Source organism: Brenneria roseae subsp. americana (assembly GCF_003115815.1).
Lineage (GTDB): Bacteria > Pseudomonadota > Gammaproteobacteria > Enterobacterales > Enterobacteriaceae > Brenneria > Brenneria roseae.
In genome coordinates, this window is sequence record NZ_QDKJ01000011.1 from 121633 (window position 1) to 137079 (window position 15447).

Consider the following 15447-nt stretch of genomic DNA (forward strand, 5'->3'; position numbering starts at 1 on the left):
GTAACGGTGAGCGAGTGCCCCTGTAAATGTCCGTTCATGAATAAACGTAGCGCAAAATCAGAGAATTAAGAATAGCTATATAATGTTTCAGCCTGATGGTTTATGGATCGCCAAGTACGAATAGGCGTTTGGGATCGCTTAAGCTGACAAGAAAAAAATGCGGTGGCGACGTATGCGCCATGCGGCCGTTTTTTTATGTTTTATATTCAGAGTTCGGTGTACAAACCCGTAGGCCGTGGATATTCCTGGATGAATAACGCAACAAAGCGAGGGCGTCTCAGCGTCCTTATAAAAAATCAGAACATAAAATGGGTCGGATAAGGTTTGGCGCTATTCTTTCTTATTAATTAGCACATCATCTGCGGCAGGAGTGAGGGATTGTTCAGTACGCTGTTGTTGTTTGTCCTGATGATAGACAAATGCGCTGACGGTGGAGTAGGCGAAACGACCTAAAAGAATGAAAAAACTGATGAGTAACACGGCACGAGCAATACGAGAACCACTTCGTCGAGGGCGTATTGATAATTGTCGTTTATGGGTAAGCGTGGACATTACCGGTAAATCTCCAGTGGAAGCGAATATTCGCTGTTTTTTATTTAGGCACAAGCACAGGGATAGGTCAATCTGCCTGAACAAAAAAGATGGCGTTCGATCTTCTTTTCGCACGTTCGGTAAAAGAGAATTTATATTTCAGGAAAGGAATCGTCTGATCATGCTGGCAATGAAATCCCGCCCGAAAATCGGACGGGGAGGGCGGGTTTTACGCGGTGGTATTGATGTTGCGCCCTATCGCCGGATTAGCCGGTAACGGCGGTAATGCCTGAAGAATACCGGCGGCAACAGCCTCTTGGTTGTCGAGCGCTTTTTTCAGCACCAGCGCGCTGGCCTCACTACTGGTCTGTAGGTTACTGAGGTCGGTGGCAAGTGATGCAATCTGTGAGACATCCATTGGTACGCTCCTTACGGTGTATGAGATGGATTGATCCCCACCATGGAAAAAAGGGGGGCCCCTTGTCTGCCAATGTTACATGATGTCAGCAACGGGCTTTTGCCGGCCATCGTCTTGGTATCGGCTTTATTTCCTCAAACTTTACGCTAGCCTTATTAAGCCATTCAGTATAGTTTCTGCGCCGTCGATCCTCAATCAGGCCTTTTCTTCTTCAATAATCAGTTTCCAGCCCGTCACATCCTGCCAGTACTCCTGTTCCCGCTCCAGATCGAGTTGTATCAGCGTGTTCTGAGTAAAAAAGTCATGCGGGAAGATCAGCGTCCAATGATTGTCGTCCGTCAGCAGTCTGAGCGTTTCCGGCGTGGTTGTCGCCTGTCGTTGATTATTCAGCAACGTCGCCAGACGCAACAGCTGAACCATCGGCAGGTACTGTTTTTTCTTGAAGAGATTCAGGCGCGGCAACTCTTCCAGCTTGATGGCTTTACGATGCAGACGCACAATCAGCGACAGCAGGATTTGCTGTTCCTGATTGAAACCGGGCAGATTGGTGTTTTGCAGAATGTACGCGGAATGGCGATGCATGCCGCTGTGATTAATGCCCAGTCCGACCTCATGCAGCATAGCCGTCCAGTTCAGAATGGCCTCAAGCTGCGGATGCACCAGATTGGGGTTTTGCTTCGCCCATTGTGCATACAGTTGCTCGGCCGTCTCTTTCACCCGGCGAGCCTGTTCGCGATCGATATTGTAATGACTGGCAAGGCTTTGCGCCGTGCGGATACGGATATCCTGATGGCGGAAGCGGCCTTCCATTTCATACAACACGCCTTCCCGCAGGGCGCCATCGGATAGGCGCAGTTCTTTGATGGCCAGCGCGTCAAATATACCGCACAGAATCGCCAGACCGGGCACCAGCACCGACTGACGATCTTCCGGCAGGCCCGGCAGACTAAGCGATTTAAAGTTTTTAAACTGTACAATCTGACCGCGCAGCATCTCCAGACGTTCCGGGGTGATCAGGCCGTCTTTCTCACCCATTTCCACCAGAATTTCATGGGTTGCCTTGATCGTGCCGGACGCGCCGAGGGCATATTGCCAGCCATAAATGCGGTATTCCCAGGCCAGGGTCTCCAGCTTCTGGGCGGCGGCTAAGCGAGCGCGTTTGAAATTGGTTTCGCTGATTTCACCGTGGGGGAAGAATTGCTGTGCGAAGCTGACGCAGCCCATGCGGCGGCTTTCCACCAGCATGGGTTCAAAGTCTTCACCGATAACCAATTCGGTAGAGCCGCCGCCAATATCGATCACCAGCTTGCGTCCCTTTTCCGGCTGAGTATGTTCAACGCCCATAAAGATCAGACGGGCTTCCTCATGGCCTGAAATGATTTCAATCGGATAAGGAATGATTTCCGCGGCACGACGCAGGAACTCCTGCGCATTTGCCGCCTGACGCAGGGCGTGCGTACCCACAATGGAAACGTTCAGCGCTGAAAAGCCCTGTAATCGTTCGGCAAACAGCGCCAGACAGCTTAAACCCCGCTCCATGGATTCTTCACTGAGCATGTTCTTGCTATCCAGACCGTCAGCCAGATGAACCCGATGTTTCAAACGGCTGAGCACCTGAAGTGCACCGTTTACCACACGCGCCACCACCATATGAAAACTGTTGGAACCCAGATCGACAGCGGCAAATTCCTGGGGTTTCTCAACGTCTTTATCTTTGTTGTTCGTTAATGGCATTATTCAGGCTTATCTCCGGGTTGCTCAAGCGCCTTGATGTAATCATAAATGGCATTTTGCGCGCGTACTTTACGCCTGTTGCCGCGTAACACATAGCGGTTACTCAACTCTTTATCAATGATGCGGGCTTTGACGGTATCGCTGAACAGAATATCCAGGATTTCCAATACCCGATTTTTCAATATAGGGTCGAGCATTTCTACGGCCACTTCAATACGATAATCGATGTTGCGCGTCATCCAATCGGCGGAAGAGAGGTAGACTTTCTTATCCCCTCCATTATGGAACACATATACACGGTCATGTTCCAGATAGCGATCGACAATACTGATTACCTGAATATTTTCGCTGATGCCGGGTAAATTCGGGATCAGCGAGCACATGCCGCGAACCAGCAGGTTAATCTTAACGCCCGCGGCGGAGGCCTGATACAGTCTTTCCGCCAGCCCCTTGTCAACCAGGTTGTTGACCTTGAGCGTAATCCCTGCCGCGATCCCTGACCGGGCATTGTCGATCTCTTTATCGATTAATTTATAGAGCTTGTCACGCGAGTTTTGTGGCGAAACCAGTAAGTACTCGAAGGAAACCGGACGATAAGGGTTCTCGATGAAGTTGAATACCCGGCGCACCTCGTTGGTAATTCGCTCATCGGCGGTAATCAACGAGTAGTCGGTATACAGGCGGGCGGTTTTTTCGTTGAAGTTGCCGGTGCCGATATGGGCGTAACGCACAATGTTTTCTCCCTCGCGGCGCGAAATTAAAAACAGCTTGGCGTGAATTTTCAGTCCGGGCACGGAGAAAATGACGTGAACGCCCGCTTCGGTGAGCCGCTTCGCCCAGTGAATATTCGCCTCTTCATCAAAGCGCGCCTGCAATTCCACCACCACGGTGACTTTTTTGCCATTGTGCGCGGCATGAATCATCGAGGTGATGATGCGGGAATCTTTTGCTACGCGGTAAATATTGATTTTGATAGCCAGGACGCTGGGATCAAATGAGGCCTGACGCAGCAGTTCCAGAATGTGCTCGAAAGTATGGTACGGATAATAAAGCAGGACATCCCGCTCACGGATGGCATCAAAACCATTACGGAAATGAGTGAACCAATTGTGGCGCAGACGCGGCAGCGGTTTGTTGACCAGATTGGCGCGGCCCACATTCGGGAAGCTGATGAAGTCTTTAAAGTTATGGTAGCGGCCGCCGGGGATCACTGAATCAAAGGAAGAAATCCCCAGTTTCTCTTGTAACATTGTCACCATGGCATCGGGCATATCGCGCTGATAGACAAATCTCACCGGTTCCGCCGTGAGGCGCTGCTTCAGACTGGATGACATCAGTTCCAACAGGCTGGATTCCATTTCCGTCACCAGATCGTACTCCGCATCACGCGTCATCTTCATGGAGTAAGCGTTCAAGGCGTCGTAATCGAAAAAACCTTTGAAAATGTCATCCAGACAGTAGCGCAGGATGTTATCGATCAGAATCATGGTTTTTCGACGGCGAGGCGCTTCAGCCGGCAGATTGACGAAACGCGGGACTTTGTCTGAAGGAATTTCCAGCAGGGCATAATTAATCCGATCGCCGCGGATGATTTCGACCGCAAGATAGGTATAGTCGTCTTTCAGGAACTGCACCAGATTGGTGTCGTGCTGGATCAGTATCGGGGTGATATGCGGGCGTAAGTATTGTCTGAAATACTCTCTTAACCAATCTTGCTGATTTGGGGAAACCTGACGTTCGTTGACCAGGAAAATCTGGTTTCGCGCCATTTCGAGTAATAACTCGTTGTAAAGGTTGTCAAATATCTGGTCTGTTCTCAGTACGCGCGCCTGAATTTTCCCCAGAAGGTGGCGTAGATTACCGTCCGATCCCTGTTCTTCGTTAATCAGAATTCGTCTTTTCAGATCGGCAAAACGGACTTTGTAAAACTCATCAAGATTATTGGAGTAAATGCCAAGAAAGCGCATGCGCTCGATCAATGGGTTGCTTTTATCCGCCGCTTCCTGAAGTACGCGTTCATTAAAGGACAACCAACTTAACTCTTTCTCAATGTAGAGTTTGCCCTGACTCATTGTCACTCCATTCAATTTAGTATGCCGAGATCTATCCAATTATTCCCACCCAATAGATTTCAAGGTGCAATGACGATGGCTGCCCGTCCATACGCCGGCGGCGGTACTCCGCAGGCCTGGTTAACCTGGTGATCGGAAGCCAACACCACTGTAACCTGAAAGATGAAGGGTGTAACAACATGGTATAACAACATTATGGCGCGTTCATGACGATAAAATCGAATACACCTGGTGCCTTACCATTGTCATATTATGAGTGTAAAGGCAACATATGCTACCCGCTTTTTCTGCGGGAAAATAATGCATTCAGACTCTGACGACAGACACTTAACGGCGAGTTCAATGGCAAACACAGAGAGCAGATTACAGTATCAGGATCGCCGGCGGGCATGGATAGATCGCCTGACTTACCGCATGGTCGCAGGTAGCGGTTTGCTGGTGCTGATGGCGCTGCTGCTGATTTTCTTCTATCTGCTGTATGTTGTCACGCCGCTGTTTCTTTCGCCGTCGATGAGCGGGCAAAAGTCGATACCGCTGCAAGCGGCGGCTCCCGCGCTGACGATTGGCATCAGCGATAACGGACAGATTGGGTACAGGATTGATCGGCAAGGCTACGGTGAATTTCTCTCGCTGGCGTCCGGCACGCCGATGGCGCGTATCCCTCTGGCGCCGTCAGTCGTGCAAGTGGCCGGGAGCCACGGCGAACGACAGGTTTATGCGCTGGGGCAGCCGGATGGCAAGATAAGCATTGTCCAGCCAATCTTGCCGTTGCGGAACAATCAGCCTGCATACTGGCAATATCCATTTGGTGAGCAGCCGTTGTCGCTGGGATTACCTGCGCAACCACTGCGTCATTTGGCGGTGGCGTCCGTCGCGGAGAATCATCTGATGGTGGCGGCGATAACTCAGGATAATCGCCTGATGCTTATCGCCGTGGGGGAAAACGGCGTACAGCAAAAAGCGCAGGCGGCGCTCCCGAATGCCGCGGTAGAACAGCTGTTGCTGACGCCGGACGGACAGCAAATTTACCTGCTGGAAGGGACGAAAATCAGCTTATGGCAGCCCGAATCCACTTTACTGACACTGAGGGAAAACCGGCAGTTGAGCGTGCCGGGGCCATTGCGTCTGGCGTTATTGTCCGGCGGGCGTTCGCTGCTGGTTCAATCCGCCGAGGGACACATTAGTCAATGGTTCGATGTGCCGACGGAAAAGGGCATGCAATTGACGGAAATTCGCCGGTTTCCGGTAACGGCGGGGATGGATGCCTTGCTGGCTACCGAGCCTCAGCGGCGGGTTTTTGCGACGTTAACGCCACAGGGAAACCTATCACTGTTTGCCGGTAAACAATCGACCGCGTTGTTGACCAAAACGCTGCCGCCGGATGTGCGGCAACTGGCGTTTTCCCCACGCGGTAAAGCCCTGCTGGCCGAAACGGCGCAGGGCTGGCACAGCTGGCAGGTTGATAATCCCTATCCGGATATTAGCTGGAGCGGTTTGTGGCAAAAACAATGGTATGAAAACTACCCGGAACCGGAATATATCTGGCAATCAACCTCGGCAGATGACAGTTATCAGGCAAAGTTCAGCATAATGCCGCTGATGTTTGGCACATTGAAAGCCGCGATTTATGCGATGCTTTTTGCTACGCCGCTGGCGCTATCGGCGGCGGTGTATACCGCCAGTTTCATGTCGCCGGCCCTGCGCCGTTGGATCAAACCCACGATGGAGATTATGGGAGCGTTGCCCACGGTGGTGATTGGATTGATCGCTGCAATCTGGCTGGCGCCTTATTTTGAAACCTATCTCTCCGCCATTTTGATGATGCCGGTGTTATGGGTGATTACGGTTCTGGGATGCGGCTGGTTGATCGAACGCCTTCCTGCCGGCGTTCATCGTTGGTTTCCTGCGGGTTGGGATGTGTTGATCCTGCTGCCTGCCATTTTCCTGACCCTGTTTCTCGGTTGCTGGCTGGCGCCGATACTGGAGGCGTGGATATGGGGGCAGCCGCTGTATCAGTGGATGGGGGAAAGTTTTGTACAGCGCAACACGCTGGTGGCGGGCGTCGCGCTGGGATTCGCGTTGATTCCGCTGATTTTTTCGTTGGCTGAAGATGCTTTGTTCAGTGTGCCTTCTCGTTTGAGTCAGGGATCGCTGGCGCTGGGGGCCACGCCGTGGCAAACCTTGTGGCGGGTCGTGTTGCCGTCTGCCAGCGCCGGGATTTTTGCAGCGCTGATGCTGAGCTTTGGCCGGGCCGTGGGAGAAACCATGATTGTATTAATGGCAACGGGCAATACCCCGATTATGGATGAGGGATTGTTGCAGGGACTGCGCTCGCTGGCTGCCAATATCGCGATTGAAATGCCGGAAGCCGTAACCAATAGCGGGCATTACCGGGTGTTATTCCTGACCGCGCTGACGCTTTTTATCTTTACCTTTGTGGTGAATACGTTGGCCGAGTCGATTCGTCAGCGTTTACGCCAGCGCTACCGTGGTGAAGGAGAAAACGCGTGAGGCAGTGGTTTCGCTCCGGCAGGCCATGGGTATGGCTAACGGCTTCATCGATTAGTATCAGCCTGTTAGCCATGCTGACCATTTTCGTTCTGCTGGCCGGGCAGGGGATGCGCTACCTGTGGCCGCAACCTGTCTGGCTCTTCACTTTGCAAAACCAGGTGCAGCAGGGTGAAGCCTTACCGGCCAGTACCGGGGAGACGCGGGCCCTGATCGGTGAAATTTACGGTGAACAAACCTTATCCCCCCAGCAGCTAAGCAATGCGGGCTTATCTCCCTCGCAGGAGGGGAAATCCGAAACGCGCTATCTGATCAAAACGGGTCAACGCGAAATTTACGGGCAAAGTTTCCGTACGCTGTTATCCCGCGATATCGCCAGCCTGAGCAAACCAACCGATATATTGGTGCTTAAACGGGCCAATAACGGCACGGCCTACGGTTATCTGGCTGGTATGCTGGAGGATGGACAACCGTTGCTGGCCGATGATTTACCCGGCACGTTACAGCGACGTATAAGCCAGGTTCAGAGCCTGCTGGCGATGGCGCAATCGATCCGACTTGGCGATATGACGAAGTTGAATCAACAGTCTGAAGCGTTGCGTCTGGAAGAAAAACGGCGGCGGCAGGGAAACACGTTGGATAGCCAGGCGCAGGCCCGTCTGAATGCGGAGCGAATTGAACTGCAACGGCGTTTTGATGAACTGTCGCAGCAGTTGGCCGTGCTGAATCAGGAGATTAACCGGGACAGGGTGCAACTGCTTGATGCGAACGGCATGGTTCACTTTGTTGCGCTGAAAGACATTGAACAGGCCTGGTATCCCAACGCGATGGGGGTAGGCGATAAAATCCGCCACTGGGGCCAGCAGATCGGGGTCATGCTGACCCGCTATTCACCTGACAGCAATAGTACTGGGCATCTGTTCCCGGCGATTTTCGGTACGGTATTGATGGTCATTCTGATGTCGATCATCGTGATGCCGCTGGGGGTGGTGGCCGCGGTGTATTTACACGAATATGCCGGTAAAAATATTCTGACGCGCTGGGTGAGGATTGCCGTGGTCAATCTTGCCGGGGTGCCGTCTATTGTGTATGGCGTATTCGGACTGGGCTTTTTTGTCTATCTGATCGGGGGCTCACTGGATCAGCTCTTCTATTCTGCGGCGTTGCCCAATCCGACGTTTGGCACGCCTGGATTACTGTGGGCGTCCCTGACGCTGGCGTTGTTGACGCTGCCGGTAGTGATTGTCGCGACGGAAGAGGGATTATCACGTATTCCCATGTCGGTGCGCTATAGTTCACTGGCGCTGGGGGCGACCAAAGCGGAAACGCTGTGGCATGTGGTTTTACCGATGGCCGTGCCCGCCATGATGACCGGACTGATTCTTGCCGTGGCGCGCGCGGCAGGTGAAACGGCGCCGCTGATGCTGGTGGGGGTGGTAAAATCCGTACCGGTATTACCGATTGATGATACTTTTCCTTACCTTCATCTTGAACGGAAGTTTATGCATCTGGGCTTTCAGATTTACGATCTGGCTTTTCAAAGTCCCGATGTGGAAGCGGCGCGGCCGTTGGTTTATATCACCGCGCTGTTGCTGGTCTTGATTGTGGTTGGGCTGAATCTTGCGGCGATCGGCATACGCCATGTGCTGCGCGAGAAATATCGTACGCTGTCATTCTGAATGTAGGGCGAGGTTATGAGGTTAAGGACGCAGATGGAAAGATTGCCGCCGTTGGATGTTCACCAGCTAAGCGATGAGCAGACCGCGCTGGCCGTGGAGCATCTCAATCTGTATTACGGCAAGAAGCAGGCATTGAACGATATTTCACTGCGCATTCCCAAAAACCAGGTGACGGCACTGATTGGTCCCTCCGGCTGCGGCAAATCGACGCTGTTGCGCTGCTTTAATCGTATGAACGATCTGGTCGATAACTGCCGGACGGAGGGGGATATCTGGCTGTATGGCATGCCGGTAAACGATCCCAAACTGGATGTTGCGGTCTTGCGTCGCCGGGTCGGTATGGTGTTTCAGCGTCCCAATCCGTTTCCTAAATCCATCTATGAAAACGTCATTTACGGCCTGCGATTGCAGGGGCTGCGGGATCGCCGCCTATTGGATGACGCGGTGGAACAGGCGTTGCGTGCGGCGGCGTTGTGGCATGAAGTAAAAGATCGGCTAAGCGATAACGCGTTGACGCTTTCCAGCGGCCAGCAGCAGCGGCTGGTGATTGCCCGCGCCATTGCCATCGAACCGGAAGTCTTACTGCTTGATGAGCCTACCTCGGCGCTTGATCCTATCTCAACGCTGGTGATTGAAGAACTGATCGGCACGCTCAAGCAGCATTTTACGCTAGTGCTGGTAACGCATAATATGCAGCAGGCCGCGCGCGTTTCCGACTACACCGCGTTTATCAATCAGGGAAAATTGATAGAATATAATCAAACGGATGATTTATTTACTTCGCCTTCCCAACGACGGACGGAAGACTATATTACCGGACGTTTCGGCTAATAAATGCGTGGTTCTGTTATCCGTCGTCCGGTCATTGATCAGGGAGAATAGGCGAAAGTTTATTCGGCTGTCCTCGTTCTGTATCTTGAAATTTACTGCCTGATGTTGCCAAATTATGATGTTTTTCGTCGTTTTTATGTGTCGGATCAAGATTATTGATACTGTTCATCAATTGTCCGTGCCATTTGAAAAATTGATGATAAAATGCGCGCAATTCAGCAGATCGGGTAATGGCGGATAAAATGAGATTCAGCACAATGAGTGAAGGCGAAATTGTTACGGAGCTTTGCCGCAGAATAAAAGACGCCCGCATCCAGCAACGCCTGTCTCAGGTCGATCTTGCTGAACGGGCCGGATTAGGTATTGCCACCATTAAACGTGCCGAGATGGGTGAGTCGATAACGCTCAGCAGCCTGCTGTGTATCCTGCGTGGGCTCAACCGCTTGCATCAACTGGAAGGCGTTCTGTTTGATGCTGAAGTTGAATCATTTAATGCCTTGGTCAGCGGTGAGAAAAAACATACGCCGCTGCGTATCAGAAAGAAATCTGCCGCATTTCAAGCCAAATCAATCGCTAAGCATGAGAGTGTGAAAAAGCCGTCCGGCAGTACCGTGGATTGGTATATCGCTGCCGCTGAGAACAATATTATCTGGTCATGGCCGGAGAGCGAAAAGAAATAACTCGCCGGTTGATGCGTCAAGCCATTCTCTTTCCGGTTTAAATCTATCCCCGCCCTCTGCAACAGGACGGGGATAGACGGATTATTCATGTCGTTTGCTTATTCACACAGTACAACTTTAATTGCCAACCCGCCGCGTGAGGTTTCGCGGTATTTCGCATTCATATCCTTACCGGTTTCGTACATCGTTTCGATGACTTTATCCAGTGAGACGCGCGGTTCGCTGGTGCGGCGCATGGCCATCCTGGCGGCATTAATCGCTTTTACCGAAGCAATGGCGTTTCGTTCGATGCACGGAACCTGAACCTGACCCGCTACGGGATCGCAGGTTAATCCCAGATTGTGTTCCATACCAATTTCTGCCGCGATGCATACCTGTTCAGGATTGGCGCCGAGTAATTCGGCCAGCCCAGCCGCCGCCATGGAGCACGCCACGCCAACTTCGCCCTGACAGCCTACTTCTGCGCCGGAAATGGAAGCATTCATTTTATAAAGTATCCCAATCGCGCCGGACGCCATAAAGTAGCGCAGATAGGATTCTGGCGTAACAGGCTGAATATAATGATTATAGTAAGACAGAACCGCCGGGATGATGCCGCAGGCGCCGTTGGTTGGCGCGGTGACAACGCGACCGCCTGACGCATTTTCCTCCGCAACCGCCATGGCAAACATATTAACCCAGTCCATGGCATCCATCGGATCGTTGGAAAAACGATCGTTGATGAACAGCAGGCGGTGCAACGCCGAAGCACGGCGGGGAACGCGTAAGGGGCCCGGCAAAACACCTTCTGTATTCATGCCGCGGTGAATGCCGTCCTGCATGATTTTCCAGACTTCGGCAAAATACTGTTCAATCGTTTCCCGACCGTGCATGGCGATTTCGTTTTTCATTACGATAGCGGATAAGGAGAGGCAGTGATCGTGACAGTGCTTCAGTAACTTTTGCGCGGAGAAGAACGGATAGGGCACATTTTCTTCGGTCAGACTGGTTTTACCAAAATTCTCCTGATCGACGACAAACCCGCCGCCTATGGAATAATAGGTTTTACTATAGACCAACTCCTGATGGCGATAGGCGCGGATTGTCATGCCGTTTTCATGCAGCGGCAGGTTTTCCGATTGAAAACACATGGAGGTTTCCAGCGGGAAGCTGACTTCATACTGGCCGTCGAGCATTGGCAGGCGGTTCGTTTCCTTGACCCGTTGTATGAAGGCGGAAATACCGTCGATGTCGACGCTGTCCGGCAGATTACCCGCCAGACCCATAATAATAGCGATATCGGTATGGTGGCCTTTGCCCGTCAGGGACAGTGAGCCATAAACATCTACAACGATGCGCGTTACCGATGAAATGAGTGACTTGCTGACCAGATCATCCGTAAACATTTTGCCAGCTTTCATCGGACCTACGGTATGTGAACTGGATGGACCGATACCAATTTTGAAAATATCAAATACGCTGACCATTAGCGACTTCCTTTAAAAAACGCCGGTAGTTGCATAACGTACCGGCGTTGAGATGAGTGAATCAGGGCGGAATTGAATTAGCCAAACAGGCTGTAAACGATCGCGCTGATTGCAATCAGACCCATGATGGTGACAAAGACGTTGCTGATCTGGCCGCTGTATTGCTTCATCGCAGGGACTTTCTGAATGGCATACATCGGCATCAGGAACAGCAGACAAGCGATAATCGGGCCACCCAGGGTTTCGATCATCCCCAGAATGCTTGGGTTCAGGGTGGCAACTATCCAGGTGGTGATCAGCATGAACAGCGCCGTGATGCGGTTCAGTTTGGTGCTGGAGATGGTTTTACCTTTGCTGCGCAGAGACTTGACGACCATGCCGTTAAAGCCTTCGCCGGCGCCCAGGTAGTGTCCCAGGAAAGACTTGGAAATCGCGATAGTGGCGATGATCGGGGCCAGGTAACCCATAACCGGGTTATTAAAGTGGTTAGCCAGGTAAGACAGAATGGAAATGTTCTGTGTTTTCGCTTCCATCAGCTCGGTAGGCGACAGGCTCAGTACGCAGCTGAAGACAAAGAACATAACGGTCAGCACCATCATGATGTGGCTGTATGACAGAATGCGTGAGCATTTTTTCTCAGCATCGTCACCGTATTCTTTACGTTTGGCGACGGCGAAAGAGGAAATGATCGGTGAGTGGTTAAAGGAGAAAACCATCACGGGAATAGCCAGCCACAGCGTCGCCAGCAAACCATTGCCGGTGACATTATTGCCCAGAGAAATATTTTCAAAAACAGAGGTATTCCAGTGAGGAATTAAATACAACGCCAGCATCATTAATACAGCAACAAACGGATAAACAAGAATACTCATTGCCTTAACGATCATGGCTTCGCCAAAGCGAACGATGAACATTAAACCGAGAATCAATATTAATGAAAGCACTGCTCTTGGTGGAGAAGGCAAATGTAATTGGTGAGTAATAAAGCTATCTACCGTATTGGTAATCGCAACGCTGTAAACCAGAAGAATCGGATAGATGGCGAAAAAATACAGCAGTGTGATTAATTTTCCAGCGCCGACGCCGAAATGTTCTTCAACCACTTCTGTAATATCTTCACCACCTTTTTTACCAGATAATACAAAACGGCATAAAGCGCGGTGAGAATAATAGGTCATTGGGAAAGCAATAATTGCCATAATAATTAATGGGATCAGCCCACCAATACCCGCATTTATCGGCAAAAATAGCACGCCAGCGCCAATGGCCGTGCCGTAGAGGCCCAGCATCCAGACTGTATCGCTTTTACGCCAGCCCGAAGCCTGCTCTAATACCTGGCTGCTATCTTGAATTGTGCTCATGGTAGTGTCTCCTTAGTGAACACAGATAATAAAAATTACAGTATCGGCAAGTTGCCGTTACAGGGATGAAAAGTTGTACATGACATATAATTATGTCGATGAGTCAATACTGTTTTTGTGGGTTGCATTCTATATCGTGGCGGTCGGGGAATAATATTGTGGCGATCACATAAATGAATTGAATGGAATTATTTTAATAAATTTTATCGGGAATTAAAATATCAATGATGATACTTTATTTTAATTATTTTTAATGGCTCTTTATTGATGCTTTATTTAAGGGCTGAGTGATAAAAAATAACCAGAAATAGGAGGCTTGTTAAAAAATCGTACCGTTTAAATAATAAACCCAAATATTGAGATGTCACGCTTAAAAATCATTTTTTTTCTTTTATCTTTCCGTCTGTTGCTTTCATTTTGTTCATGATCGGCGGCGAAAAGGGCAAACCTGTCATGGCAAATGAATGCCTATGGAAGGCTATCGCCAATACGAAACACGCTCCAGACAACGATAACGCAGTGTACTGGAGCGCAGATCGGTTTATTCAATAGACAATTTTTCCTGTGCCCAACGCAAACCGCTTTGATATTCATCCGTCAGCATTGCTGCCAGTGATTGCAATGTCTGCTGAAGTTGAGCGCTATCCTGGGCCTGTAAGTTCAGGTGTCCGACTTTGCGCCCTGGCCGCACCTCTTTTTCATACCAGTGTAAATGCACCAGTGGCAACGAAAGCCAGTCGATATTCACATCGGTGCCGATCAGGTTGACCATCACCGACGCAGTATCGACAGCCGGTACCGGCATTGGCAGATCCAGAATGGCGCGCAGGTGCAGCTCAAACTGGCTGATGGAGGCGCCGTTTTGTGTCCAGTGTCCACTATTGTGTACACGTGGCGCGAGCTCATTGATTAGCAGGCGATCGCCTACGATGAAACACTCCATCGCCATGACGCCCACGTAATCCAGTTCGTTCATAATGGCCGATAACATCTGTTCGGCCTGCTGCTGGAGTTGAGGTATCGGCTGCGGCAGAACGACGCTGGTGCGCAGAATACCGTCCTGATGCAGGTTATGCGTCAGCGGGTAGAACACGCATTTGCCATGCGCGTTGCGGGCGCCGACCAGCGACACCTCACCGGAGAAATTAATGCCTTGTTCAACAATACATTCGCCGTAGCAGTCGGCAGGCAACGTCGTTCGTTCACCCTCGCGTAAACGCCATTGGCCCCGACCGTCGTAACCACCTACGCGGCGTTTGACGATAGCCAATTCGCCCAGCCGGGCAAAAACCTGCGGCCATTCTTCTTCGCTGGCAAGTAACTGCCAGGGGGCGGTAGCCAGATGCAGAGAATCCAGCAACTGCTTTTGCGTGAGGCGATCGGCCAGACGTGGGAAAATGTCGCGGTTAACGAATGCGGTGTGTGCCGCCAGTTCATTCGTGAGGGCGGTTTCCGGCCAACGTTCGATCTCGGCAGTAATCACACTGTTCTGAAACGGAACCGATTCCGGTTCCGCATCCAGACCGACCGGATAAACGACGATGCCTAACGGCTCACCGGCCTGACGCAGCATCCTGCCCAACTGACCGTTACCTAACACGCAAACCGGTTTCATACTTCCCCCCGGGGGTCAGGATTGGATAACACTTCATCGGTCTGGCTCTGCCGCCAGTCAGCCAGACGCGTGGCGATGGCGCTGTCATGCAGGGCAAGGATTTGTGCGGCCAACAGGGCGGCATTGGCCGCGCCGGCTTTACCGATCGCCAGCGTGCCTACGGGTATGCCGCGCGGCATCTGGACAATCGAATACAGGCTGTCAACGCCGCTCAGGGCGGCGCTTTGTACCGGAACGCCCAGTACGGGAACCAGCGTTTTAGCGGCCAGCATACCCGGCAAGTGCGCTGCGCCACCGGCACCGGCGATAATCACATCAAAACCGTTCTGAGAGGCTTGCTCCGCGAAACTGAACAATTTATCGGGGGTACGGTGGGCGGAGATAACTTCAACATGAAAAGGGATATTCAGTGTGGTGAGAATCTCTGCGGCAAACTGCATGGTGGCCCAGTCACTTTTGGAACCCATGACGATGGCGATTTTAGCCGGGGCAACGTTGGATGACATGCCTGTAAAGCTCCTGTGATTTTACATGATCGTGACGCAGGGCAAG

The 15447-nt window shown here is 51.4% G+C and carries 12 protein-coding genes; 4 read left to right on the forward strand and 8 right to left on the reverse strand.

The window, feature by feature from the left end:
* Positions 1-330: 330 nt before the first annotated feature.
* The 4 genes from B4923_RS14775 to ppk1 all read right to left on the reverse strand — a co-directional run bounded on the left by B4923_RS14775 (position 331) and on the right by ppk1 (position 4755).
* Positions 331-552, reverse strand: a complete 222-nt coding sequence (locus tag B4923_RS14775) for a YfgG family protein (RefSeq protein ID WP_109055125.1) — start codon at positions 550-552, stop codon at positions 331-333.
* 208 nt (positions 553-760) lie between these two features.
* The gene (locus tag B4923_RS14780) at positions 761-949 is read right to left on the reverse strand and encodes a YjfB family protein (protein ID WP_109055126.1); all 189 of its coding nucleotides are present in this window, start codon (positions 947-949) and stop codon (positions 761-763) included.
* Between the two features lie 195 nt (positions 950-1144).
* Positions 1145-2683 (reverse strand): exopolyphosphatase, encoded by a 1539-nt coding sequence (ppx, locus tag B4923_RS14785; RefSeq protein WP_109055127.1) that lies wholly within the window; start codon positions 2681-2683, stop codon positions 1145-1147.
* Positions 2683-4755: a polyphosphate kinase 1 gene (ppk1, locus tag B4923_RS14790; protein ID WP_109055128.1), complete on the reverse strand. Its 2073-nt coding sequence runs from the start codon at positions 4753-4755 to the stop codon at positions 2683-2685. Before ppk1 ends, ppx begins: the two co-directional genes overlap by 1 nt.
* 342 nt (positions 4756-5097) lie before the next feature.
* Between ppk1 and B4923_RS14795 the strand changes: the two genes are divergently transcribed.
* The 4 genes from B4923_RS14795 (at position 5098) to B4923_RS14815 (ending at position 10453) form a co-directional block, all read left to right on the forward strand.
* A complete protein-coding gene (locus B4923_RS14795) occupies positions 5098-7266 on the forward strand; it encodes an ABC transporter permease subunit (RefSeq protein ID WP_109055129.1) in 2169 nt (722 codons plus the stop codon).
* Positions 7263-8942, forward strand: a complete 1680-nt coding sequence (gene pstA, locus B4923_RS14800) for a phosphate ABC transporter permease PstA (RefSeq protein WP_109055130.1) — start codon at positions 7263-7265, stop codon at positions 8940-8942. The genes B4923_RS14795 and pstA overlap by 4 nt, the downstream gene beginning before the upstream one ends.
* A gap of 15 nt (positions 8943-8957) precedes the next feature.
* Positions 8958-9773, forward strand: coding sequence for a phosphate ABC transporter ATP-binding protein PstB (gene pstB / locus B4923_RS14805; RefSeq protein WP_425428632.1), 816 nt, complete (start codon positions 8958-8960; stop codon positions 9771-9773).
* A gap of 242 nt (positions 9774-10015) precedes the next feature.
* Positions 10016-10453: a helix-turn-helix domain-containing protein gene (locus B4923_RS14815; protein ID WP_109055133.1), complete on the forward strand. Its 438-nt coding sequence runs from the start codon at positions 10016-10018 to the stop codon at positions 10451-10453.
* A gap of 98 nt (positions 10454-10551) precedes the next feature.
* Here the strand turns inward: B4923_RS14815 and B4923_RS14820 are convergent, their stop codons facing one another.
* From B4923_RS14820 to purE, 4 genes are all read right to left on the reverse strand, one after another.
* Positions 10552-11919: an L-serine ammonia-lyase gene (locus B4923_RS14820; RefSeq protein ID WP_109055134.1), complete on the reverse strand. Its 1368-nt coding sequence runs from the start codon at positions 11917-11919 to the stop codon at positions 10552-10554.
* A 77-nt stretch (positions 11920-11996) separates the two neighbouring features.
* Positions 11997-13280: an HAAAP family serine/threonine permease gene (locus B4923_RS14825; RefSeq protein WP_109055135.1), complete on the reverse strand. Its 1284-nt coding sequence runs from the start codon at positions 13278-13280 to the stop codon at positions 11997-11999.
* 541 nt (positions 13281-13821) lie between these two features.
* Positions 13822-14895 carry a 5-(carboxyamino)imidazole ribonucleotide synthase gene (gene purK / locus B4923_RS14830; RefSeq protein WP_109055136.1) on the reverse strand — a complete coding sequence of 358 codons (1074 nt, stop codon included), beginning with the start codon at positions 14893-14895 and terminating at the stop codon, positions 13822-13824.
* Positions 14892-15401, reverse strand: coding sequence for a 5-(carboxyamino)imidazole ribonucleotide mutase (gene purE, locus B4923_RS14835; RefSeq protein WP_109055137.1), 510 nt, complete (start codon positions 15399-15401; stop codon positions 14892-14894). Before purE ends, purK begins: the two co-directional genes overlap by 4 nt.
* Between the last annotated feature and the right edge of the window lie 46 nt (positions 15402-15447).

Coding starts and splice junctions, on each gene's coding strand:
- B4923_RS14775 (WP_109055125.1), bottom strand. CDS start 552: ATGTCCACGCTTACCCATAAACGACAATTATCAATACGCCCTCGACGA.
- B4923_RS14780 (WP_109055126.1), bottom strand. CDS start 949: ATGGATGTCTCACAGATTGCATCACTTGCCACCGACCTCAGTAACCTA.
- ppx (WP_109055127.1), bottom strand. CDS start 2,683: ATGCCATTAACGAACAACAAAGATAAAGACGTTGAGAAACCCCAGGAA.
- ppk1 (WP_109055128.1), bottom strand. CDS start 4,755: ATGAGTCAGGGCAAACTCTACATTGAGAAAGAGTTAAGTTGGTTGTCC.
- B4923_RS14795 (WP_109055129.1), top strand. CDS start 5,098: ATGGCAAACACAGAGAGCAGATTACAGTATCAGGATCGCCGGCGGGCA.
- pstB (WP_425428632.1), top strand. CDS start 8,958: ATGAGGTTAAGGACGCAGATGGAAAGATTGCCGCCGTTGGATGTTCAC.
- B4923_RS14815 (WP_109055133.1), top strand. CDS start 10,016: ATGAGATTCAGCACAATGAGTGAAGGCGAAATTGTTACGGAGCTTTGC.
- B4923_RS14820 (WP_109055134.1), bottom strand. CDS start 11,919: ATGGTCAGCGTATTTGATATTTTCAAAATTGGTATCGGTCCATCCAGT.
- B4923_RS14825 (WP_109055135.1), bottom strand. CDS start 13,280: ATGAGCACAATTCAAGATAGCAGCCAGGTATTAGAGCAGGCTTCGGGC.
- purK (WP_109055136.1), bottom strand. CDS start 14,895: ATGAAACCGGTTTGCGTGTTAGGTAACGGTCAGTTGGGCAGGATGCTG.
- purE (WP_109055137.1), bottom strand. CDS start 15,401: ATGTCATCCAACGTTGCCCCGGCTAAAATCGCCATCGTCATGGGTTCC.